Source organism: Chromobacterium sp. Ag138 (assembly GCF_055181315.1).
Map to the genome: position 1 here is coordinate 1126126 of NZ_JBUPWA010000001.1, position 20796 is coordinate 1146921.

The 20796-nt window shown below is 60.2% G+C and carries 28 protein-coding genes; 27 read left to right on the forward strand and 1 reads right to left on the reverse strand.

Translation table 11 applies throughout. The features are described from left to right. Window positions 1-30: 30 nt before the first annotated feature. Entirely contained in the window at window positions 31-354 is a 324-nt protein-coding gene (locus ACY3GB_RS04750) for a helix-turn-helix domain-containing protein (RefSeq protein ID WP_463087738.1), read from the forward strand. 332 nt (window positions 355-686) lie between these two features. Here ACY3GB_RS04750 and ACY3GB_RS04755 read toward each other — a convergent pair whose 3' ends face one another. Continuing rightward, entirely contained in the window at window positions 687-1259 is a 573-nt protein-coding gene (locus ACY3GB_RS04755) for a hypothetical protein (protein WP_463087739.1), read from the reverse strand. Window positions 1260-1403: 144 nt separating this feature from the next. On the opposite strand from ACY3GB_RS04755, the gene ACY3GB_RS04760 reads away from it, so the two are divergent. From ACY3GB_RS04760 to ACY3GB_RS04885, 26 genes are all read left to right on the forward strand, one after another. Then, complete coding sequence (locus ACY3GB_RS04760; protein WP_463087740.1) at window positions 1404-1862, forward strand: phage regulatory CII family protein; 459 nt, start codon at window positions 1404-1406, stop codon at window positions 1860-1862. A gap of 186 nt (window positions 1863-2048) precedes the next feature. Further along, the gene (locus ACY3GB_RS04765; RefSeq protein ID WP_463087741.1) at window positions 2049-2939 is read left to right on the forward strand and encodes a replication protein; all 891 of its coding nucleotides are present in this window, start codon (window positions 2049-2051) and stop codon (window positions 2937-2939) included. Continuing rightward, window positions 2939-4336 carry a replicative DNA helicase gene (dnaB, locus tag ACY3GB_RS04770; RefSeq protein WP_463087742.1) on the forward strand — a complete coding sequence of 466 codons (1398 nt, stop codon included), beginning with the start codon at window positions 2939-2941 and terminating at the stop codon, window positions 4334-4336. The genes ACY3GB_RS04765 and dnaB overlap by 1 nt, the downstream gene beginning before the upstream one ends. Next, window positions 4333-4710 carry a hypothetical protein gene (locus tag ACY3GB_RS04775; RefSeq protein WP_463087743.1) on the forward strand — a complete coding sequence of 126 codons (378 nt, stop codon included), beginning with the start codon at window positions 4333-4335 and terminating at the stop codon, window positions 4708-4710. Before dnaB ends, ACY3GB_RS04775 begins: the two co-directional genes overlap by 4 nt. After that, the gene (locus tag ACY3GB_RS04780) at window positions 4710-5273 is read left to right on the forward strand and encodes a hypothetical protein (RefSeq protein WP_463087744.1); all 564 of its coding nucleotides are present in this window, start codon (window positions 4710-4712) and stop codon (window positions 5271-5273) included. The genes ACY3GB_RS04775 and ACY3GB_RS04780 overlap by 1 nt, the downstream gene beginning before the upstream one ends. Next, window positions 5270-5728, forward strand: a complete 459-nt coding sequence (locus tag ACY3GB_RS04785; RefSeq protein ID WP_463087745.1) for a RusA family crossover junction endodeoxyribonuclease — start codon at window positions 5270-5272, stop codon at window positions 5726-5728. Before ACY3GB_RS04780 ends, ACY3GB_RS04785 begins: the two co-directional genes overlap by 4 nt. 8 nt (window positions 5729-5736) lie before the next feature. Then, window positions 5737-6120 carry a hypothetical protein gene (locus ACY3GB_RS04790; RefSeq protein WP_463087746.1) on the forward strand — a complete coding sequence of 128 codons (384 nt, stop codon included), beginning with the start codon at window positions 5737-5739 and terminating at the stop codon, window positions 6118-6120. Beyond that, the gene (locus ACY3GB_RS04795; RefSeq protein ID WP_463087747.1) at window positions 6117-6365 is read left to right on the forward strand and encodes a hypothetical protein; all 249 of its coding nucleotides are present in this window, start codon (window positions 6117-6119) and stop codon (window positions 6363-6365) included. The genes ACY3GB_RS04790 and ACY3GB_RS04795 overlap by 4 nt, the downstream gene beginning before the upstream one ends. A gap of 475 nt (window positions 6366-6840) precedes the next feature. After that, window positions 6841-6990, forward strand: coding sequence for a hypothetical protein (locus tag ACY3GB_RS04800; protein ID WP_463087748.1), 150 nt, complete (start codon window positions 6841-6843; stop codon window positions 6988-6990). A gap of 583 nt (window positions 6991-7573) precedes the next feature. Beyond that, window positions 7574-8071 carry a phage terminase small subunit P27 family gene (locus ACY3GB_RS04805; protein ID WP_463087749.1) on the forward strand — a complete coding sequence of 166 codons (498 nt, stop codon included), beginning with the start codon at window positions 7574-7576 and terminating at the stop codon, window positions 8069-8071. A 4-nt stretch (window positions 8072-8075) separates the two neighbouring features. Beyond that, window positions 8076-9776, forward strand: a complete 1701-nt coding sequence (locus ACY3GB_RS04810) for a terminase large subunit (protein WP_463087750.1) — start codon at window positions 8076-8078, stop codon at window positions 9774-9776. Further along, complete coding sequence (locus tag ACY3GB_RS04815; protein ID WP_463087751.1) at window positions 9773-9940, forward strand: hypothetical protein; 168 nt, start codon at window positions 9773-9775, stop codon at window positions 9938-9940. The genes ACY3GB_RS04810 and ACY3GB_RS04815 overlap by 4 nt, the downstream gene beginning before the upstream one ends. After that, a complete protein-coding gene (locus ACY3GB_RS04820) occupies window positions 9940-11196 on the forward strand; it encodes a phage portal protein (RefSeq protein ID WP_463087752.1) in 1257 nt (418 codons plus the stop codon). Before ACY3GB_RS04815 ends, ACY3GB_RS04820 begins: the two co-directional genes overlap by 1 nt. Continuing rightward, window positions 11196-12149, forward strand: a complete 954-nt coding sequence (locus ACY3GB_RS04825) for a S49 family peptidase (RefSeq protein WP_463087753.1) — start codon at window positions 11196-11198, stop codon at window positions 12147-12149. The genes ACY3GB_RS04820 and ACY3GB_RS04825 overlap by 1 nt, the downstream gene beginning before the upstream one ends. Before the next feature lie 75 nt (window positions 12150-12224). Beyond that, window positions 12225-13544, forward strand: coding sequence for a phage major capsid protein (locus ACY3GB_RS04830; protein ID WP_463087754.1), 1320 nt, complete (start codon window positions 12225-12227; stop codon window positions 13542-13544). A 49-nt stretch (window positions 13545-13593) separates the two neighbouring features. Then, window positions 13594-13869 carry a hypothetical protein gene (locus tag ACY3GB_RS04835; RefSeq protein ID WP_463087755.1) on the forward strand — a complete coding sequence of 92 codons (276 nt, stop codon included), beginning with the start codon at window positions 13594-13596 and terminating at the stop codon, window positions 13867-13869. A gap of 2 nt (window positions 13870-13871) precedes the next feature. Continuing rightward, entirely contained in the window at window positions 13872-14468 is a 597-nt protein-coding gene (locus tag ACY3GB_RS04840) for a head-tail connector protein (RefSeq protein WP_463087756.1), read from the forward strand. Beyond that, window positions 14465-14776: a phage head closure protein gene (locus ACY3GB_RS04845; protein WP_463087757.1), complete on the forward strand. Its 312-nt coding sequence runs from the start codon at window positions 14465-14467 to the stop codon at window positions 14774-14776. The genes ACY3GB_RS04840 and ACY3GB_RS04845 overlap by 4 nt, the downstream gene beginning before the upstream one ends. Window positions 14777-14784: 8 nt before the next feature. Then, on the forward strand, window positions 14785-15240 hold the full coding sequence (locus tag ACY3GB_RS04850; protein WP_087697510.1) for an HK97 gp10 family phage protein: 456 nt from the start codon (window positions 14785-14787) through the stop codon (window positions 15238-15240). 2 nt (window positions 15241-15242) lie between these two features. Continuing rightward, window positions 15243-15590 (forward strand): DUF3168 domain-containing protein, encoded by a 348-nt coding sequence (locus ACY3GB_RS04855; protein WP_463087758.1) that lies wholly within the window; start codon window positions 15243-15245, stop codon window positions 15588-15590. After that, complete coding sequence (locus ACY3GB_RS04860; protein WP_463087759.1) at window positions 15587-16027, forward strand: hypothetical protein; 441 nt, start codon at window positions 15587-15589, stop codon at window positions 16025-16027. The genes ACY3GB_RS04855 and ACY3GB_RS04860 overlap by 4 nt, the downstream gene beginning before the upstream one ends. A 47-nt stretch (window positions 16028-16074) precedes the next feature. Beyond that, window positions 16075-16719: a phage tail protein gene (locus tag ACY3GB_RS04865; protein ID WP_463087760.1), complete on the forward strand. Its 645-nt coding sequence runs from the start codon at window positions 16075-16077 to the stop codon at window positions 16717-16719. Window positions 16720-16743: 24 nt separating this feature from the next. After that, window positions 16744-17055, forward strand: coding sequence for a phage tail assembly chaperone (locus ACY3GB_RS04870; protein ID WP_463087761.1), 312 nt, complete (start codon window positions 16744-16746; stop codon window positions 17053-17055). Window positions 17056-17072: 17 nt separating this feature from the next. Then, complete coding sequence (locus tag ACY3GB_RS04875) at window positions 17073-17366, forward strand: DUF1799 domain-containing protein (protein ID WP_463087762.1); 294 nt, start codon at window positions 17073-17075, stop codon at window positions 17364-17366. A 14-nt stretch (window positions 17367-17380) separates the two neighbouring features. Next, window positions 17381-17818 (forward strand): hypothetical protein, encoded by a 438-nt coding sequence (locus ACY3GB_RS04880; protein ID WP_463087763.1) that lies wholly within the window; start codon window positions 17381-17383, stop codon window positions 17816-17818. Between the two features lie 58 nt (window positions 17819-17876). Continuing rightward, entirely contained in the window at window positions 17877-20795 is a 2919-nt protein-coding gene (locus ACY3GB_RS04885) for a phage tail tape measure protein (protein WP_463087764.1), read from the forward strand. The last annotated feature ends 1 nt before the right edge of the window (window position 20796 follow it).

Here is a 20796-nt window from a genome sequence, read left to right on the forward strand (position 1 = left end):
TTAAGGGTACGTAATAATGCGTAGCAAGCCGTGCCATCAGAGACATTCCACAGTAGATTGCGGGCCGCCATCGAGGACCGCGGAACCACCATAACAGCCGTTGCGGCACACCTAGAAGTCAGCCGGCATACTGTAACTCGCTGGTGTAAATCCCAAATGCCAGATGACGATCAAATAAATAGACTGGCAGCATACCTAGGTATCAGTCCCAGCACCCTCCTCAGCGGCACCGAAATCGCCCCAGAGCACATGGCCGCCTGTCATAGGCTGTTCGCTCTTTCCACTGGCCTATCTACCAGGGACGTCGAAGCCATGATCCACCTGGCCGAGTCGATTCTTGCTACAAAAGTGTAGCAAAAGCATACAGACTATAATTCTGTATCGATACACGTTCACCCTGATCTGACGTAGCCTATCCGTGCATGCAGCGATGGCGCCAACGCCCCATCGCGCATAGAAAAAAACTCGTCGATTGGAGCGATAGAATGAATTGCACTGGTAGCAACGCTTGCATCAATGCCAAGAATTGCAGCGATTTTAGGCCAACACGAATTCGTATAGATCGGAAGAAAGCACCGATTGCTCAGCTGGTCATCAGCCTTGCCGAGACGGGTGAGTTGACGGTAAAACGCATTGGGGACACAGACCGAATAACGGCCTTTTTCCTACGATGAAAAAAGGCGCCTTCAGGGCGCCTTTTTCTTGGCATGGTACTCAAGGGCTCGAGTGATCACCAAGTGAAGCTCATCGGTCTCCAACTCACCGATTTGGGCGATAAGTTCTTCTTTAGTAAAAGCGCTTGTCTCTGTTTTAGGGGCGGCCACCTCAGCCTCTCCCTCATGAAGCTGGTCAAACCAACCATGAGGCAGGCCTTCTGCCTGTTCAATTCTTCTCGCCAAGTCGGATCCAAGCTGTCGCGACTTTCCCTTCAGCGTCGATAAATACGACTCTGAGGAGCCAGTAGCACTTGCGATCCGAGCAGCTGCCCCACGTGGAGCAAGCAGCGCCTTCAGGTTCAGTCGGCGGATCTCATTCACGTCAATATCCATCATGAGATGGTAGGAATTTTTAGCATTTTGCGAAATAAACGCTTTGCAAAAGTTTATGTACTCCGCTTGCTTAAAGTTTCGCATGTTGCTAAAGTTTTGCCCATGAAGATGCACGACTTCCTCCGAACCATCACGCCCGATGAGCGCGAACGGATAGCAATAGCTTGCGGCACAACCGTGAGTTATCTCTACCAGCTCGCCGGGAAGCATAGGAACCCATCCATTCCGCTGGCGCGGCGCATTCAGCATGAGACGCAGAACCAAGTCTCGCTGAGCGATTGGGATGAGCCATCAAAGTGATGTAAGGGTAGCCCACAGCGCAAACTCATTTGACATGAACAAAGAGGCCTACTCATGAACACCCGCTACACCCACGTCACAGCTACCGCCCAGACCGTAGCGAAGAGCCACCACAACGGCATTGCCGGCCTGGCAGTGGCGATGCAGAAGGGGCCGGTCGTACTGGCCAACAAGCTGAACCCGAACTGCGATACCAATCACCTGACGCTGGAAGAGGCGGCCGAGATCACCGACCGCACGCAGGATCCGGCAATCGCCGACGCCCTGGCCGCGCTGTGCAACCGGATCACCGTCGCCCTGCCCTCTGGCGAGCTCACGCTGAAGGAATTGTCGAGGGCGTTTTGCCAGCTGGCGGCCGAGTGCGGGGAGGTAGGCCAGGAAATCAACGCGGCAGAGCATCCTGAATCCGAGTGGGGAGAACGCATCAGCCCGAGCGAGGCGCGGCGAATCGAGCGCGCGCTGTGGGATCTGCTGTCGGCTGGCGCCGGCCTGCTGCAGCGGGTCAGGGGATGACAATCAAAAACAAAACCCCCGGTCATCGCCGTTGGCGCGGCTCGCGGGGGCTTCGTAGAGGGTTTGCCACATGAGTATGCCCATGAGCACAGCATTTTTCAATCACCCCGAGGTACCCGCACGGCAAACGCCGGCTGAGGCGTGGCGTCGCTGCAACCCAGGCACGCCGCTGAGCAGGAGCCCGTCATGAGCGCGGCCGAGAAAGTCATCCACCTGGCCGACCGGCGCCCGGTTGTGGAAGATCCGCCGCGCAAGGAGGGTTTTCTGGCCATTCCCAACGAGTTGATGGACGCCCTGCTGGCTGCCGACCTCACCGGGCGGCAGCTGAAGCTGGCGCTGGCCGTGGTGCGCAAGACCATCGGCTATGGCAAGGCCGAAGACGACTGCACCATCACCCAGCTGGCCCACGTCGCCGGCCTGCACCGCCCTGACGCCAGCAAGGCCATGCAGCAGCTGCTGGACCTGGGCATCATCAGCGCGCGCAAAGGCCGCCACGGACAGCTGGTGTCGCTCAATCCGCCGGCGAACTGGCAATCTGACGATGCGGAGCAAAACGCTACGCCTACCGCTACGAACGTAGCAAAACGCTACGCTGACCCGTCGCAAAACGCTACGCACAATATACAACTCCAAAACCCAAGTAATTCTATCCCCCCTATATCCCCCCAAGGAACACCGGCCCCTGCTGGCGAACCTGCTGCAGACGCTACGCCGCCCAAGCCAAAACGCCCGCCGCGGACCAAGGGCGTGAAGCGCACATTCGCCCAATGGCGCGACGAGACGAAGGCCGCCGGCGCCGCGCTGATCCCTGAAGACGATCCGGTGTTCGAGTACGCCGCCCAAGCCGGCATTGACCGCGAGTTCCTGCGGCTGGCCTGGATCGAATTCCGCACCACCTACACCGACAAGCTGGCGAGCAAGCAATACGTGGACTGGCGCGCCCATTTCCGCGATGCCGTCCGCCGCAATTGGTACAAGCTGTGGTGGATGAAGGACGACGGCAACTGCGAACTGAGCACCGCCGGCCTGCAGGCGCGCAACGCCGCCCAAGCCGCCGACAAGAAGGGGGCGAACTGATGCACGCCGAGAGCGAGATTTTCCAACTGCATCACCCTGGCGCGGAACAGTCGGTGCTGGGCGGCCTGCTGCTGGACAACCTGGCGTGGGACAAGGTGAGTGACACCCTGACGCCGGAGCATTTCTTCGACCCTGCCCGCCGCGCCATCGCCCAGGTCATGTTCAGCATGCTCAACGCCGGCACGCCAGTCGACGTGGTGACGGTATCCGAAGCCCTCGAGGCCCAGGGCAAGCTGGAAGCCGCCGGCGGCATTGCTGCTCTGTCCACCATGGTGCAGAGCACGCCCAGCGCCGCCAACATCCGCCGGTACGCCGCCATCCTGCAGGACAAGGCCATCGCCCGGCAGGCAATCCACATCACCGGAGAGCTGATCGGGGAGCTGCAGACGCCCAAGGGCGTAAAGTCCGCCGAGCTGGTAGACCGCGCCGCTGGCGCGCTGGAGAGCCTGACCGCCGACCAAGGCGCTGCTGACCAGACATTCGATGCCGTAGCACTGGCAAAGCGCGGTTTCGATAATGTCGACCGGCGCTGGTCTATGGAGGAAGGTCAGCTGGATGGGCTCGCCACCGGTTTCACGGATCTGGACGAAACCCTCTGCGGCCTACAGGCAGGCGACTTTGTGGTCATTGCTGGCCGCCCAGGCATGGGGAAAACAGCATTCGCAATGAATGTAGCTGAGCACGTCGCGCGCACCACCGGCCCAGTGTTCGTGTTCAGCCTAGAGATGAGCCCAACCCAATTGAGCGACAGGCAAATGGCCAGCCTGGGTGGCGTTGATCTGAAGCGGATTCGTACTGGCCGACTGGAAGATGCAGATTGGCAAAAGCTGACCTACTACGCCAGCCAGGTGCAAGGCATGCAGATGCACGTCGATTTTCGCGCCGGACTCAGCCCGGATCAGGTTCGCAGCCAGTCCAGATACCTAGCGCGCCTACACGGACGCCCGGCGCTTATCGTCGTTGACTACCTCCAGTTAATGCGCGGCCCAGGCCATGGCACCAGCGATAACCGAAACCACGAAATCGGATTCATCACAGGCGCACTGAAGAGCCTTGGGAAAGAACTTGAATGCCCTGTGGCAGCGCTGAGCCAATTGTCCAGAGCTGTTGAGTCCCGCGCCAACAAGCGGCCGATGATGTCCGACCTCCGCGACTCTGGATCCATCGAACAGGATGCCGACGTGGTGCTGTTCACCTACCGCGACGAGTACTACAACCCCGACAGCGCCGACGCCGGCACGGCCGAAATCATCGTCGGAAAGCTCCGCCAGGGTGAGGCGAAAACAGTCCGCCTTGGATGGCAGGGCCAGTATGCCCGAATGACCAACCTACAGAACGACTGGATGCCCCGCCCTACCCTCAGCAACAACCCACACAGAGGAGGATTTGAGGATTGAGCTCGACGCAACGCCCTACCAAGACCGTGCCGCGCCCCGGCGATCAGCCAGGTTCCGGCCGCCGCGAAGATTTTCGCGCGAACTCTGACTGGCTGGCTGCCGTGGGCACCATCCGCAACTGCGTTCGCTGTGGCAGCAACGTCGCCGTGCAGGTGGCGCACCGCAACGAGGGCAAGGGTATGTCGATGAAAAACCCCGACGCCCTGACCGCCGCGCTGTGCCTGGACTGCCACAACGCCCTGGACAACGGGAACCGATTCAATCTGGAGTTCCGGCGCCGGGAGATGGACCGCGCCATCGTGCATACCCTGGAGCGGCTGGCACTGGCCGGCCTGGTGCGAATCGACAAGCAACGCCTGAAGGAGATCGGCTGATGTGGAGCGAGACCAGCATTGCCGGCGCGCTGGCGACTGAGTATTTCAACCGGAAATACCTGGTGGTGGTGCCGAACTGCAACTGGACCGGCTACGAGTGCGACCTGCTGGTGGTGACCAACGACCTGCGCATCATCGATGTGGAAATCAAGATCAGCCGCGCCGATCTGAAGGCCGACGCCAAGAAGGAGAAGTGGTGGCACCGCGAGTTCAAGGGCTACACCGACCCCGTGGAGCACTTCAAGGACGGTCGGCTGGTGTCCATTACGCGGGAGCGGCTGACCGAAGACACGGCGCGGCAGTGGCCGCCAAAGGCTTGGAAGCACTACTACGCGATGCCGGCCGCAATCTGGACTGACGACCTGATCGACGCGCTGCCGTCGCCGATGTCCGGCGTGTTGCTCTTGGATCGCGATAAGGGAGGCCGATTGACCATCAGCACCAAGCGCCGCGCAACCACGTGCCGCGAAGCCGGCAAGATCGGCCCCGAACAGGCTGTGGACATTGCTCGCCTCGCCAGCTTGCGCATGTGGAACGCTCTGAAGAAACAGGAGGCAGCATGATCAACTTTTTTGTCCCAGGCGTTCCCGTGGGGAAGCAGCGCGCGCGCAGCTCCACCAGGATCACCACAGGTTCCAACGGCAAGGCCAAAGCCACGACCCGGCATTACACGCCGGCGGAGACCGTGAACTACGAGGCGCTGGTGTCGTGGACAGCCAAAAAAGCCATTGGCTCCCTGCCCCTGATCACCGGCCCGGTGGACATCGAGCTGCGGATTTTCCTGCCGGTGCCGGCCAGCTGGTCCAAGCGGCGCCGCGCTCTGGCGCTGGCTGGGCTGGTGTTGCCCACGGTGAAGCCGGACGTCGACAACATCGAGAAAGCGATAAATGACGCCCTGAACAAAGTCGTATGGAATGACGATGCGCAGGTATGCGACGTAGTGAAAAGAAAGCGGTATTCAGAACAACCGGGCGTGATGGTGAAGATTAAACCCATCGAAAACGCCGAGGCAGCGTGAGGAACACCATGATCGAACCAGCAGCAGCATTAATCCATTGGGCCCGTTGGGCTGTCGACGGCGGCAGCTGGCGGGAGACCTGCTACTCGGCCGAGGGCCGATACTCCAGGGCCGAGGAGCGCTACGTTTTCGCTGACGACGCCGAGAAGCGTCTCCGTCCGCAGTACGATCCGCGGATCGGTGAGCAGGTTGAACGGCTGATCAACCGGTTGCCTGACCAGGAAAAGCTGGTGTTGCGCGCCCGGCACGTGAACTGGCCGCGACTGGTTGACGACATGGTTGCGCGCCGGCTGGCGATGTCGGCCCGGTCGTTCGATACCGTGCTGCTGTCGGCCGCGGTGCGGTTTGGCAAGCTGTGGCGTGAACAGCGCGCCCAGCAGCAGGCGGCATGAAACGGCCACGTGGCAACGGACTGGCGCGCCAGCTGGCCGATGTGCTGGCCGACGCGCCGCGCCCCATGCTGTTGGGCGAACTGGAGTCGTCTCTCGATTTCCATTACACCGCGGCGGAGATCATGTCGGCGCTGGTCAAGATGCAGCGCGCCGGCAAGGTGGAAGCGACGACGATTGAACGCAATGGTCCAGGACGGCGACTCGCAAGAGGGTATACTTTGATGGCTACTTCGTTAGGATTGTAGAAAGAAACTAATGCGAATCGAATGCCCTCGCCGCTGCTCAGGTAGAGATTCATATAGACAGCGCCCCCTTACTGAAATGCAAATTGCCAGAATCACAGACCAGCCTTCTCTCAAGGCGTTGAGCCTCAATCAGCCAATGAGGTGCTGTTATTGCGGGTGCGTCCATATCGATGATCGAGGAGCACGACAAGCCATTGGCACCTTAGACGAAACATGGAGGCCGCTGGAAATCTGATTTCGGCATATATGCCGACGACTTTTGTATACCCCAATAAAATCAAGGATCGGGTATATTGACGTCGTGTAGGGACAAATGCGCCCACGAAACAAACAATGAACCGCCATCCTCGCAATGTAGTTTGCGGGGATTTTTTTATTGCCACCACATGAGCCCTCAGCATCGCTCATGAACAGTCACCGACATCAGCCCCGCCGCATCGTGCCGCGGGGCTTCGTTGTTTCTGGAGCTCACTGGATGCACACCTGGTATCTGCAGACTGATGGGCGCCGGCTGCTGGTGGATGACCATGTCCGCAGCGACTGCCAGTTGCTGGACTGCTGCGACGCGGAGACGGCAGGCACCGCATGGCTGATGCTGGTGGAGGACTGGCAATGGCTGGACTGACAGCCAAGCTGTGTGCCACGCCTGGCTGTGGTGCGCTGGTGAGGCCGCCGGCCCGGCATTGCCCTTTCCATGAGCATCGCCGCCAGGTAACCGAACGCGAGGCGGACCGGCAACGAGGGACACGGGTGGAGCGCGGATACACCAACGCCTGGTCGCGCGCGGCTCGGGCGTATCGAGCCAAACATCCATTCTGCGCCGAGTGCCAGCGACAAGACGGCCGCCTGGTTGCGGCCGATCATGTCGACCACATCACCCCGCCACGATACCGAGAGGCGATGGAGAGCGGCGATCCGGAGAGGATCGCAGATGCTAAGCGCCTGTTCTGGGACTCGAGCAACTGGCAGCCGCTGTGCAGGCGCTGCCACTCACGCAAGACGGCAGCGGAGGACGGAGGATTCGGCAATGCACGATAAGCCTAACAAGGATGTTCATGTGGCGGACGAAATCACACATCAAGCAATTGGACATTCCTAGTCATGACTATATGGGTAGGGGTAGTCAATCCTTTGAGGGAAACCGACCAATGTGACCGCGCGTACCCCTCTATTTTTACCGCCGCGTAATAAGAAATTTAGGGGTAACGATGACGAGAGGCGCGCCGCGGGCTCCAGGCGGGGGGCGAAAACCCAAACCGACCACGCTGAAAATGATCAGCGGCAATCCCGGCAAAAGAAAACTGAACCAGGACGAGCCGGAATACGAGGCGATCGAAGTGCCGGCGCCGCCGGGCTGGTTGTCACCCATCGCGGCTGATAAATGGCATGAACTTGCCCCCCAGCTTTCTGGCACGAAAGTGCTGACTGACGTCGATCTGCACAACCTTGAGATGTTCTGTCAGGCCTATAGCCGGTGGCGCGACGCGGAGGATCTGGTGGCGAGAATGGGCGTGGTCGTTGAAACGGCTTTCGGGCCCAAGAAAAACCCGGCCTGCACCATCATCAACGAGACCAGCCGCCAGCTCTCGACTTTCGGCGCGATGCTGGGGCTGGATCCGTCCAGCCGATCCCGGATCCATATCCCAGGCGGCAAGCAAGCCCAGAACCGATTTACCAACCTGCTGAAACCGAAGAAGGCCTCATGACTCCATGGCTCACCAGCACGTCACTGCTGCCAAGAAATGGGCGCGCGACGTGGTGGCAGGCCGCTTCCCGGCTGGCAAGTGGACGCGACTTGCCGCCCAGCGCTTCCTTGATGACCTAAAGCGCAGCAAAACCAAGGCATTTCCATACAAGCTCGACGAAGACGAAGCGGAGCGCGCTTGCGCCTTTGTCGAGCAGCTGCCGCATACGAAGGGCAAGTGGGCGCGCGAGCAGCAGCTCATCGAGCTGGGGCCGTGGCAGTCGTTCATCTTCGTCAACATATTCGGCTGGGTCCACAAGAAAACCGGCTTGCGGCGTTTTCGCGAGGCATACAACGAGATCCCGCGGAAAAACGGCAAGTCGGTACTGGCCGCTGGCGTGGGCTTGTACTGCTTCACCGCCGACGGCGAATACGGCGCAGAGGTGTATTCGGGCGCATCCAGCGAGAAACAGGCCTGGGAGGTGTTCCGCCCGGCCAAGATGATGCTGGAGCGATCGCAAGATCTCCTCGACGCCACCGGCGCTGAAGTCTATGCGAAGTCGATGGCGATACCGGAGGATGGCAGCCGGTTCGAGCCCATCATCGGCAAGCCCGGCGATGGCTCCTCTCCCTCCTGCGCGCTGATCGATGAGTTTCACGAACACGACTCGCCGGAGCTGTACGACACGATGATCACCGGCATGGGCGCGCGCGAACAGCCGCTGGCATTCATCATCACCACTGCCGGCTACAACCTGGCCGGGCCGTGCTACGAAAAACGGACTGAGGCTGAGAAGGTACTGCAGGGGCTGGTAGAGAATGACCAGCTGTTCTGCATCATGTTTGGCGCCGACGAAGACGATGACCCCTATGCGCCGGCCACCCTGCGCAAGGCCAATCCAAATTTCGGCGTATCGGTGCTGGAAGACTACCTGCTGACACAGCAGCGTCAGGCGGCACAAACCCCTTCCAAGCAGACCGCATTCAAGACCAAGCACCTGAACATCTGGTGCTCTGCCAAATCGGCCTGGGCCAATATGACCCACTGGCACGCGGCGGCTGATGCCACGCTGCGCGAGGAGGACTTCGCCGGCGCGGAATGCGTGGTGTCCTACGACCTGGCCAGCAAGTTGGACTTCGCCTCCACGGTGAAGATTTTCAAGCGGAGCATCTTCGACAAGGCCCATTACTACATCTTCGCCAAGCATTACCTGCCAGAGGAGACGCTGGAATCGGACGACAATCCGAACCGCGCAGCATGCGTACGTTGGCGCGACACGGGATGGATTGAGCAGCACGACGGGCCGGAAAACGATTTCGCCATGATTCTCCAGGATCTGGAGGAGATGCCTACCAAGCACCAGGTGACCGAATTCTGCCAAGACAAGTTCGGCGCCGCCTGGGTAGCGCAGCAGCTGGTGCATGGCGGCGCGACCGTCGTGGACGTGCCGATGAAAGCCATGTACCTGACCCCGGCCATGCGTGAAATTGAGGCCGCTCTGAAAGCGGGTCGGCTGCACCACAACGGTGATCCGGTTCTGGCCTGGATGATGTCCAACGTCACGGCCCGGGCCGACAAGAACGACAACCTGTTCCCGGATAAGCAAGCCCCACAAAACAAGATCGACGGCGCCGTGGCGCTGATCATCGGCATGACGCGGGCCATGGCTCCGGAAACGCCAGATGATGGCTACAAGTCCGCTTACGAAGACGAGGTATATCTATGACCACCACCGATAAGGCGACCCTGGCGGTCGGCCTGCTGGGCGCGGGCGCGGTCACCACCGGTGCCGCCCTGCTCCACCCGTCCGCCGGTTGGATTGTCGGCGGCGTGTTTGGCCTGGCCTGGTCCTACCTGACGGCGCGTGCTGCCGCGAGAGGAGCTGCCTGATGTTCATGTCCCGCCAATTTGGCGACCAGCGGATCAGCAGCCCGGAGCCGGGTTGGATTTCCAGCCTCCTCGGAGCCAGCGCGCAGAGCGCGGCCGGCGTGATGGTGTCGCCGGAGAAGGCTCTGGCGCTGACCACGCTGCAGGCCTGCGTCTCCTTGATCGCCGAGTCCGTGGCGCAGCTGCCGTGCGAGCTGTACCTCCGCAAAGGCGACTCGCGTGTGCGCGCCACCGATCATCCGGTCTATCGGCTGATCCACGACACGCCGAATGATTGGCAAACGCCAATCGAGTATCGCGAACAATGCCAAATCAGCGCCGGCCTGCGTGGCTCCTCGTTTTCGTTCATTGAACGCGACGGCGCGGGGCGGCCCACTGCCCTGCTGCCGCTCGACTTCAACAAGGTGCAGGTGCTGCGCGGCAGCGACAACCTGCCGTATTACCGCATCGGCGGCGCCGAAGCCGTGCCAATGCGCCTGGTCCATCACGTTCGCTGGTGGACCTTGGACGGCTACACCGGTGTCAGTCCGGTCCGGCTGCATTGCGACACCATTGGACTGGCACTAGCGACCCAAAACCACGCCTCCAAGGTTTTCGCCAACGGCACCCACCTGGCCGGCGTGCTGGAACGACCCGCCGTGGTCGGTCAGCAAGAACTGAAACCGCTGAAACCGGAGCGCATAAAGGAGGTAAAGGAGTCGTGGAAATCGGAGTACTCCGGCACGGACAACGCCATGAAGGTGGCAGTACTTCAGGACGGCATGACATTCCGCCCGTTGTCAATGACCAACGAGGACGCGCAGCTGATCGATAGCCGCAAGATGTCGGCGCTGGAGCTGGCGCAGATCTACAAGGTGCCACCACACAAGGTTGGCCTGCTCGAGCGCGCCACCAACAACAATATCGAGCACCAGGCGATTGAGTTCGTCATCTATTGCCTGCTGCCGTGGCTACGCCGTCACGAGCAGGCCATGATGCGCGACCTGCTGCTGCCCAGCGAGCGCGGCGACTATTACATCGAGTTCAACGTCGGCGGTCTGATGCGCGGCGATACCGCCAGCCGCTACGCCGCCTATGCGGTGGGCAGGCAATGGGGCTGGCTGTCAGTCAACGACATCCGGCGCCTGGAAAACCTGCCGCCCATCCCGGGCGGAGAGGTCTACCTGCAGCCCCTCAACATGATCCCAGCCGGCGCGGCCAAGCCGACGAATCCGGCGCCCGACGCCGTGGCAGAGATCCAACAGATTCTGGAGACGTGATGAAACAACACCTGTATCTGCATCAGCTGTTCAATCAGCCGCACATGGTGCTGCCGGACATGCTGCATGAAGCCGTGGCCTGGGCCGGCACGCGTATGGGTCTGAACCTGCAGCAGGTCAACGTCAACCTGCCCAGCATGGCCTGGAAGGGTGATGGCGCCCGAGAAGTCGAGGCCGCCAGCCCGGCCGACCGTCGCCAGCAGGCCGCGCAACAAACCGGCGTGCTGGTGATTCCGGTCTCGGGCATTTTGGTTCCGCGCGCCAACGATGTCGGCCTATGCGCCAACCAGACCAGCTACGAAAGCGTCCGCGCCCAGCTGAATGCCGCCCTGGCCGACCCGCAGATCGAACACATCGTCTACGACATGGCGACGCCAGGCGGTGCTGTAACGGGATGTTTCGAGCTGGCAGCCGACACCCGCGCTGCGCGCGAAGTGAAACCCGTCACTGCCCTGGTGCATTACAGCGCCTACAGTGCCGGCTATGCCCTCGCCTGCGCCTGCTCCGATATCGTGCTGTCGCAGACCTCCGGCGTCGGCTCCATCGGCGTGATCATGAAGCACGTCGACATCAGCAAGCAGCTGGAGGCTGATGGCATTACCGTCACCACGTTGTACCGCGGCGCGCGCAAAAACGATATGGCCAGCGATACGCAGCTATCGGATGACGCGCGCGCGAACGCCGACAAGCTGCTGGACCTGTACTACGAGCAATTCTGCGAGACCGTGGCCGAATACCGAGGCCTGCGTGTCCAAGCCATTCGGGACACCGAGGCCGGTTTGTTCTACGGCCCGCAGGCCGTGTCCGCAGGCCTGGCCGACCGGGTGGAAAGCCAGCAGCAGGCCGTAAATCGCATCGTCACCGAGGTTGCGGCGAGGCGGAAACCCATCGCGCCCACGGCTCGACGCGCCAGCGCGCTGGCCACCGCCATGCAAATGTCCCTCAACACCTGACCGCCGCACGGCGTCAGCGCCCGATAGGGCACCCTCACCCGCCTGTTGGCGGTTTTTTTACGCCTGGAGAACCTGATGTCCAAGATCCTGGAACTGAAGAAGCGCCGTGCTGATATCGCGGCGGAAGTGCAGACCCTCGCCACGTTGGAGTCCGGCGGCACCGCGCTGAGCGCCGAGCAACTGCAACAGCTGGATACGCTGAAAGCCGAGTTTGACCAGCTGGGCGCGCAGCTGGCGCGGTTGGAAGACGCCGAACGCATGGTCGCCGCCGCCGCGGTGCAGGTCGATACCCTGAGAGGTCAAGGTGCACCGCCTGCTGGTGTTCCGGCCACCCCTGCGGGTGAGGCTGTTCGGGGCGGCAACGTTGCCCGTATGGCCGTGGCGCTGATCCAAGCCCAGGGCAACTACCGCGCGGCCGCCGACTACGCAGACAAGAACGGTTTTGGCGCTGATGTTGCTGCCGCCCTCAACAGCGGCTCGCCGTCCGCCGGTGGCGTGTTGATCCCGACCAACATGGCCACGGAGCTGATCGAGTTGCTGCGCCCCAAGGCCATCGTTCGCCGGCTGGGTGCCAGATCGCTGCCATTGAACAATGGCAACCTGACCATTCCGCGCCTGAAGGGGGGGGCTTCGGTCGGCTATATCGGCTCCGACAGCGATATCCCGGCAACTGAACAAAACTTCGGCGACCTGAAGTTGTCGGCCAAGAAAATGGCCGCACTGGTGCCGATCAGCAATGATCTGCTCGGCAACGCTGGCATCAGTCCGGATGTCGAGCAAGTGGTGGTCGATGATCTGACTTCCGCTGTAGCTGCGCGTGAAGACCTGGCCTTCCTTCGTGGCGATGGCAGCGGCACTACGCCAAAGGGCATGCGTGGCTGGGCGCTGACCGGCAACTGCATCGCGGCGCCGGCTCCCGCCGCGGTGGATGCCGCATTCCTTCAGTCCGTCGAGAACTTCCTGAACGCGCTGATCCTGCTGCTGGAAGGTGTGGACGCCAACCTGGTGAAACCTGGCTGGGGGATGTCTCCGCGCACCTTCCGTTTCCTGGAAGGTTTGCGTGATGGCAAAGGCAACAAGGTCTATCCGGAAATTGCCCTAGGCCAGCTCAAGGGCTATCCCATCGGTAAAACCACCCAGATCCCGAACAATCTCGGTGCCGGTGGTGATGAGTCGGAGATCTACTTCGCCGATTTCGCTGACTGCTTCATCGGCGAGGACAAAGGCCTGACCATCGACTTTTCCAAGGAGGCCACCTACATCGGCCAGGACGGCAAGATGGTAAGCGCCTTCGCACGCGACCAGACCCTGGTGCGCGTAATCGCCAAACACGATTTCGGCCCGCGCCACGTCGAGAGCATCGCCATCGGCACCGGCGTCAAGTGGGGCAAATAAGCCAAGCAGGCCCGCCGCGCGCGGGCCGTCCCTTTCCATGGAGAACACTATGCATAGCGTGAAATTCCTCAAGCACTGGGGCAAATACAACCCTGGCGAGGTGGCCGGCTTCGAAGAGAAGGACCAAGAACTGTTGGAACGGCTGGCCATTGCCAAGATCATCGGCCCGACCGATGAAGACCTCGCAAAGTATGGCCACGAAGTTGCTGAACAAGTCGGCGAACAAGAGCTGGTCGAGTCAGACGATACCAGTGCCGGCGCTGAAGAAGCCACAGCCAGCAGCGATCAGCCGTCCCCAGCGCCGCGCTCCAGCAAGAAGTCTTGATCATGCCGGCCACGCTCATTCGACGGAATGACGGGCCGGTACTGACTGTCGAGGAAATGCGGCAGCAGTGCCGGATCGATGCCGGATGGACACCCGAAGATACCGCCGCGGAAGACAGGCTGCTGCAGCGGCTGGAGCGCGCCGCGATTCGCGCGTGCGAAGGCAAAATCCGCGGCCCGCTGCTGAGTGCCGACTACCGACTGACGCTGGATGAATGGCCGCGAATGCCATGGTTGTCGCTGCCTACCGCCGGTGCTATGCAGGTGTCTGCTATCAACTTGACGCAGGTAGGGCAGCGTCAGCCCTGGAGCGACTTCGTCGCGCTGGCAGATGGGCCGCTTCTGCAGGTCAGGCCGCGTAATGGTGCATGGCCGGTGGTGGATGCCCTGCCCGATGCGATCCAGATCGACTACCGGGCCGGCCTGGCCGAGAGTGGAAGCGGCGTACCGGAGGATGTCCGCCAGTGGCTGCTGTTCATGGTCGGCACCTACTACGAGCATCGCGAGGCACTCCTGGCCGGCGCCACGTTGACCGAGTTGCCGCGCAGTTTCGTGGATGGGCTGCTGTCGCCCTACATGGTGGACGAGGTAACGCTATGAGGGCGGGCAGACTCGACAAGCGCGTTGTTTTCCAAAAGCAGGTCAAGGGCCGAGACTCGGCCGGTCAACCGACAAACACATGGCAGGATCTGCCCGCAGTCTGGGCCAATGTCCTGTTTGTGAGTGGTCGCGAGTACATCAGTGCAGACCGTCAGCAGCAGGAAAGCGTAGCCAGCATTCGCATCCGGAAACGACCTGTCACCGCCAGCATGCGCGTCCGCTTCCGCGGCGAAGTATACGAAATTTCCGCCGTACTGCCCGACCATAGCGGTGAGTATCAGGACGTCGCGGTGAAGGTCATCAAGTAGGAGTTCACATGCTGAAAATCGGCTTCGATCGCAGCAGCATCACCGCCGGCTTGCAGGAGTTCCAGACCAAATTGCGGGACGATGTGATGCTGTCCGGCGCGGCGGCCGGCGCCAATGTGCTCTACGACGAGGTTCTGCAGCGCGTGCCGGAAAAGACCGGCAAGCTCAAGGGCAGCGTCTATCGGGCATACATCCCTGAGCGCTCAGTCGATGGCCGGCAGGTCTACGTCATCAGCGTCCGCAAGCGCATCGCCAAACACTGGCACCTGGTCGAGTTCGGCCACTGGCGCATCAACAAATTCGTTCAGCTGGAATCAGGGGAATGGGTGCCGACCAAGCAGCGGCTGGCCAAGCCGGTGTGGGTGCCGGCCAAACCTTACCTGCGGCCGGCCTACGACGCCAAAATCGGAGCAGCGCTCGACGCAGCCCGAGATCGAATGCGGCAACGCCTGTTGGAGGACTGAACATGCTGGAAGAGCAGCTTTACAGCGTCCTGTCGCCGCTGGTGGCCGGCAATGTGTTTCCGGATACCGCGCCGGCAGAAACGCCTCGCCCCTACATCCTGTATCAGCAGGTCGGCGGCATTCCAGTGCAGTTTCTGGAGGGTGACGGCAGCACGGTGTCGCCGCGGATGCAGATCGTCATCTGGTCTGACTCGCGCCTGCAGGCCGCCCAGTTGCAGCGCGCCGCGCAGCGGCTGCTGGTGGGCGCGCCGCTGTTTGGCACCATCGCCGGTGGTTCCGTCGCCCTCCACGAAGATGAGCTTGGTCTGCGCGGAACCCAGCAGGACTTCTACTTCAAAGGAGACCCATGATGCCTGAGCCAGCGCTCGCCGTCGGCAGCACGCTGGCCATCTCGCTGGCGTTGCCGGCAGCGTTGGACGCCGCCAGCTTCAGCGTTCTCGTCTACACGGCGGTGCGCGGCGTGCGAACAGTCGGCGATTTGGCTGAGCAGTGGCAAACCACCACCAACAACCTGGCCAACCGAGACTACCCGCTGGTCACCAAAACCTGGCGCAGCGCCATTCAGCAGGACATTGATCTGCTGCAGCTGACCGATGCCGGACAGGCCCTGCTGATGCAGGCCTATAACCAGCCCGGTCCTGCGGCATTCCGGATGGTGCAGCCGAACGGCACATACTGGTTTACCGCGTTGGTTACCACCCGCGCCGCCGGCGGCCGGTCGCCGGACGCATTGCTGGCGCGCCGATTCACGCTGACGCTGACCGCCCCGCCCATCACCGCAACCTGACCCACTCGCCCGCCCCGCGCGGGCTGTTTTATTTGAAAGGAAACGACATGTCGGTCTACCTTCCCAGCGGCAGCACTCTGCAGATCGCCAGCGCCTACGGCCCGGCGAAAACCATCACCGCCCTCAGCAACGCCAATCCGGCTGTAGCCAGCGCCGCGGCGCACGGCTTCGCCGCCAGCGACATCCTCGAACTGAATAGCGGCTGGGCTCGCCTCAACAATCGCATTGTCCGCGTCGGCGCCGCGCCGGCTGCCGACTCGTTCAAGATCGACGGCATTGATACCAGCGATGCCAAGTTGTTCGGCGTGGGCCTGGGTGCGGGCAGCGCTCGGGCCGTCACCGGCTGGACGCCGATTCCCCAGGTGCTGGATTTCAATACCAGCGGTGGCGAGGCCAAATTCACCAATTACCAGTTTTTGGAGTCTGATGAAGAACAACAGATCCCGAACGGCAGGTCGGCCATGTCGATTGCCCTGAAGATTGCCGATGACCCGTCCCTGCCCTGCTACCCCGTGCTGCGCGCCGCCGATGCCAGCCGCAAACCCACTGCTGTCATGCTCAGCCTGCCCAACGGCGGCAGCGTTCTCTACAACTGCTACGTCTCGTTCAACGAGACCCCGGAGCTGTCGCAGAACAACGTGATGGCGGTAAAAGTAACCCTCTCGCTGCTGGGCAAGTCCACCCGCTACTGATCCCACTACGCATAGGAATAGACCATGGCAAAACTCACCCTGGCCGTCGCGCCAACATTCACTGCCGCCGTCGCCATCCCGCTGCCAGGCGGCGATAGCGCCGAGGTGGCGCTCACCTTCAAACACCAAACCAGGACCGAACTTCGTGGCTTGGCCGAGAAGCTGGAATCCACGCCGGATATCGAGTTGGTCCAGCAAATCGCCGCCGGCTGGGATCTAGTGGACGCTTGGACGCCCGATAACGTGCGCCAACTGCTGGAAAACCACCATGGCGCCGCGCTGGCCATCTGGAATACCTACGTTCGCGAGCTCACGGGACTCCGCGAAAAAAACTGATCGCCGCCGCGCGCGCCATGTATGAACGCCAGCCCGATGCCGCCGAATTGGAGGCGTTTGGGCTGACCGCTGCCGACCTGGGCCAGCAGCAGGATGTGGAGGTCTGGCCAGACAACTGGCAGGCCGTTCAATTGCTCAACCGCATGAGCACGCAGTGGCGGGTAGGTTTTGGTGGCGCGGTGGGACTGGATTACAACGTGCTGTACCGGATGATGGACAGGCTGGAGCTGGAACCGGAGCAGTTCGACCAGATGGAAGCAGACATTCAAACGATGGAGGCGGCAGTTTTGTTTGTTATGCAAGAAAAGTGACACCGGAATGCCGTTTGAATAGACTGCTCATACCTTCCATCATAGTAATGGGTGTTTTAATGAAAAATATACTAACTGCAATAACAACTGCACTCCTTTTAGGCGGGTGTGCAACCAAACCTATTGACCCAGCAATAGCAGAAGCCGCTGCAAAGCCTCTAATCTGCGATGGCAAAGAACAATGTGATTTATATTGGCAGAGGGCGCAAGTATGGGTTGCAACAAATTCACGTTTTAAGCTCCAGTTAGTTACCGATGTTGTAATAAATACGTATAACCCTCCAGAATACAGCCCATTCCTTGCTTATCAAATCACCAAGCAGCCATTAGAGAATGGGAAATACAGAATTCTAGTTGGAGCATATTGCGGGATCCCAAATGGCTGCATGAATGAAGTGTATTACTCACATGCCAAGTTTAAAGAATATGTAAGAGGCAAAAAAACCAGTTGATTATTCCAAAATAGCTTCAACCACCCGCCAAGGCGGGTTTTTTTATGCCGGAGTATTTATGAGCAATGAACAAATAGGCCGTGGAATACTAGAGTTTGAGGTCAGGGAGTCTGGAGCGACGGCGTCCATTGCCAAAATAGATCAAGCGCTGAGCAGTTTGGAGAAGACTACCGATCAAGCGTCAAAAGCGGTCGACTCTACCGGCAAAAGCTTGGCTAGTCTCAAGGAGGCAGCTCAGCCAGCCGAGGTTGCCAGCGCGCGGGTGCAACAGATTGGACAGGGTGGCGACGCTGCAGCGCGCAAGATGGAAGCAGCCACCCGCAACATGATCAACTCGATCCAGCGCACAACTGTCAGCATGGAAGTTGGCAGTAAAGCCAGCTCTGACTACTTCAGGATACTTGCACAGCAACGTGGGATTGACAGCGGAGCACTAGAGCCCTACCTACAACAACTTGAATTAGTATCTGCCAAACAGAAGAATGTTGGAATCAGTGCAGGACAGATGTCCAACGCCATGCGAATGCTGCCTGCCCAGTTCACCGATATAGTGGTTTCCCTATCCAGTGGTCAAAATGCATTTACCGTGTTCATGCAACAAGGCGGCCAGATCAAGGATATGTTCGGAAGCGTTGGCGAAGCCGCCAAGGGGATGGCCACATATGTGCTGGGTCTTCTCAATCCATACACGATTGCCGCCGCTGCAGCGGCTGTTCTTGGCTATGCCGCATATGCAAGCCATAAGGAATTGCGCCAGCTCAACATGACGTTAGACATGACAAGCCATGCGGCTGGCTTGTCAGCAGAGTCCTTCCAGCAAATGACAGAGGCCGTAGCCAAAGCTTCTAGCATGAGCCTAGGCACAACTCGCGACACCATGTTGGAACTGGTGAATGGAGGAAAACTTGCCGGGCAAGCGCTGCAAAACGTTGCGACTTCTGCTCAGATTTATGCGGATGCAACGGGAGAAAAAGGCACAAAAGCCGCAAACGAATTTGCAGAAGCCATCAGCGGAAACATTGAAAAATTAGTCGAATTGAATAGCAGGTTTGGTTTCTTAACTGCCATTCAATTTGATCACATTGCTGCACTGAAGGAAGTCGGCCAAGAAGAACAAGCCAAATATGAGGCCTCGCAAATTTTGGTCAGCCACTTTGCGGAAGTATCCCAAAATAGTCTTGGCACTGTAGAAAAAATGTGGCGCTCGCTTACAAAGTCCATTGGTGACTACTGGGAGGCAATTAAAAAGATTCAAGCCCCCACAACATTAACCGATAGTTTAAAATCAGCCCAAGATGAACTGAGAACGATCGAATCCCTATCGAAAAATGGCGCCTCTTGGGAAGCCGAGAAAATCCCACAATTACGAGCTACAATTGCTGGACTCGAAGCCGATATTCGCCGAGAAAAAAGCTTGGCACAACAGCAACAAGACAGAGAAGCAATCAACAAAGCTGGGATCAAGGCAAGCCAGGACCTAGACAAGCGTGTTGAATCCCTCCGTAGCGGTAAAGAAAAAATCAAGCACGAACTGGAAGAGTTGGACAAGCTGGTTAGCTCAGCTCGCGCCGCCGGGCTGGGCAATAAGTACGATGACGCCACTGTCGCCAAAATGAGGCAAGACATCGTCACAAAATACAGCGACAAACCCCGCAAAGAATCGCCGTTCGGCAAGCAGGAGGACCGCGAAGTCGCCGATCTGCAGTCACGCATTGCCGCCGAAAATCAGATTGCAGAGGCCATGGGGAAAAACGGCGCCGCCTACGACAAAATGACCGAAGGCGCCAAGCTGGCACTGAAGTTCCGCTACCAGGAAGGCGTGGCTACCACGGAGGCAGCAAAGGCCAATCTACGGTTGCGCGCCAGCCTGGCCGACGAGCTGGGCCAGCGGCAGGAGCTGACCGCCGCGCTGAAGGACCGGATCAGCGTCCAGAAAAGCTTGGACGAGGCCGACCAGCGCCGCACCGGCGAAATGCAACTGCAACGCGAGGATATGGCGAAGCAGTTGGAGTTCATGACTCTGAGCATTAGCCAGCGCGAGCGTGCTCAAGCGCAATGGACCGTAGAGGTGGAAACCAAGCGGCAACTGCTGGACCTGCAGATCAAGATCAACCAGGCCAAAGCCGATGAGGCCGCAGCAACAACTGAAGCGGCGCGCACCGAGCGAAAGCGCATAGTCGAGGATCTGGAGGCTGAACAACGACTGTTGGGCAAAGCAGGCGCGCAACGGGCCGAGGCCGCAGTACGGGCAGTCGACGAAAAGCTGTCCTTGGCTGGCAACTGGACAGTGGGCGCCAAGGCGGCTCTAGCAGACTATGCCGATAACGCCATCCGTATCGGTGATGAGGTAGGGGCCGCGTTTTCCCGGGCAATGGGTGGCATGGAGGATGCGCTGACTAGGTTTGTAACAACTGGAAAGCTGTCGTTCAGGGACTTGGCCAACAGCATCATCGAAGACATGGTCCGCATTCAAATCAGACAAAGCGTCACCGGACCGCTATCAGGATTTTTATCGGGCATGTTTGGAAGCTCTGGCCCTGCCGCGCCGATTGTGGATGGCACGGCTACCGGCGTCGGCCCTTTGCAAGCCAAGGGTGGTGCCTGGCTATCCGGTGCGCAGCTGTTCGCCACCGGCGCGGCGTTCACAAATTCCATCGTCTCTCGACCAACTGCGTTTGCGCACGCGGCCGGGTTGGGTGTTATGGGAGAGGCCGGGCCAGAGGCGATCATGCCGCTGACCCGGGACGGATCTGGCAGGCTGGGCGTGCGTTCGGCTGGCGGCGGCGCGCCGTCGGTGGATGTGCAGGTCAACGTGATCAACCAGAGCAGCCAGCCGCTGCAGGCCCAGCAGCAGGGGCAGCCGCGATTCGATCAGTTCGGCAATGTGATCGTCGATTTGATCGTGACCGACATGCGCCGTGGTGGTCCGATTTCATCCACCATGGAACGCGCCTATGGCCTGCGCCGCGGAGGATAAG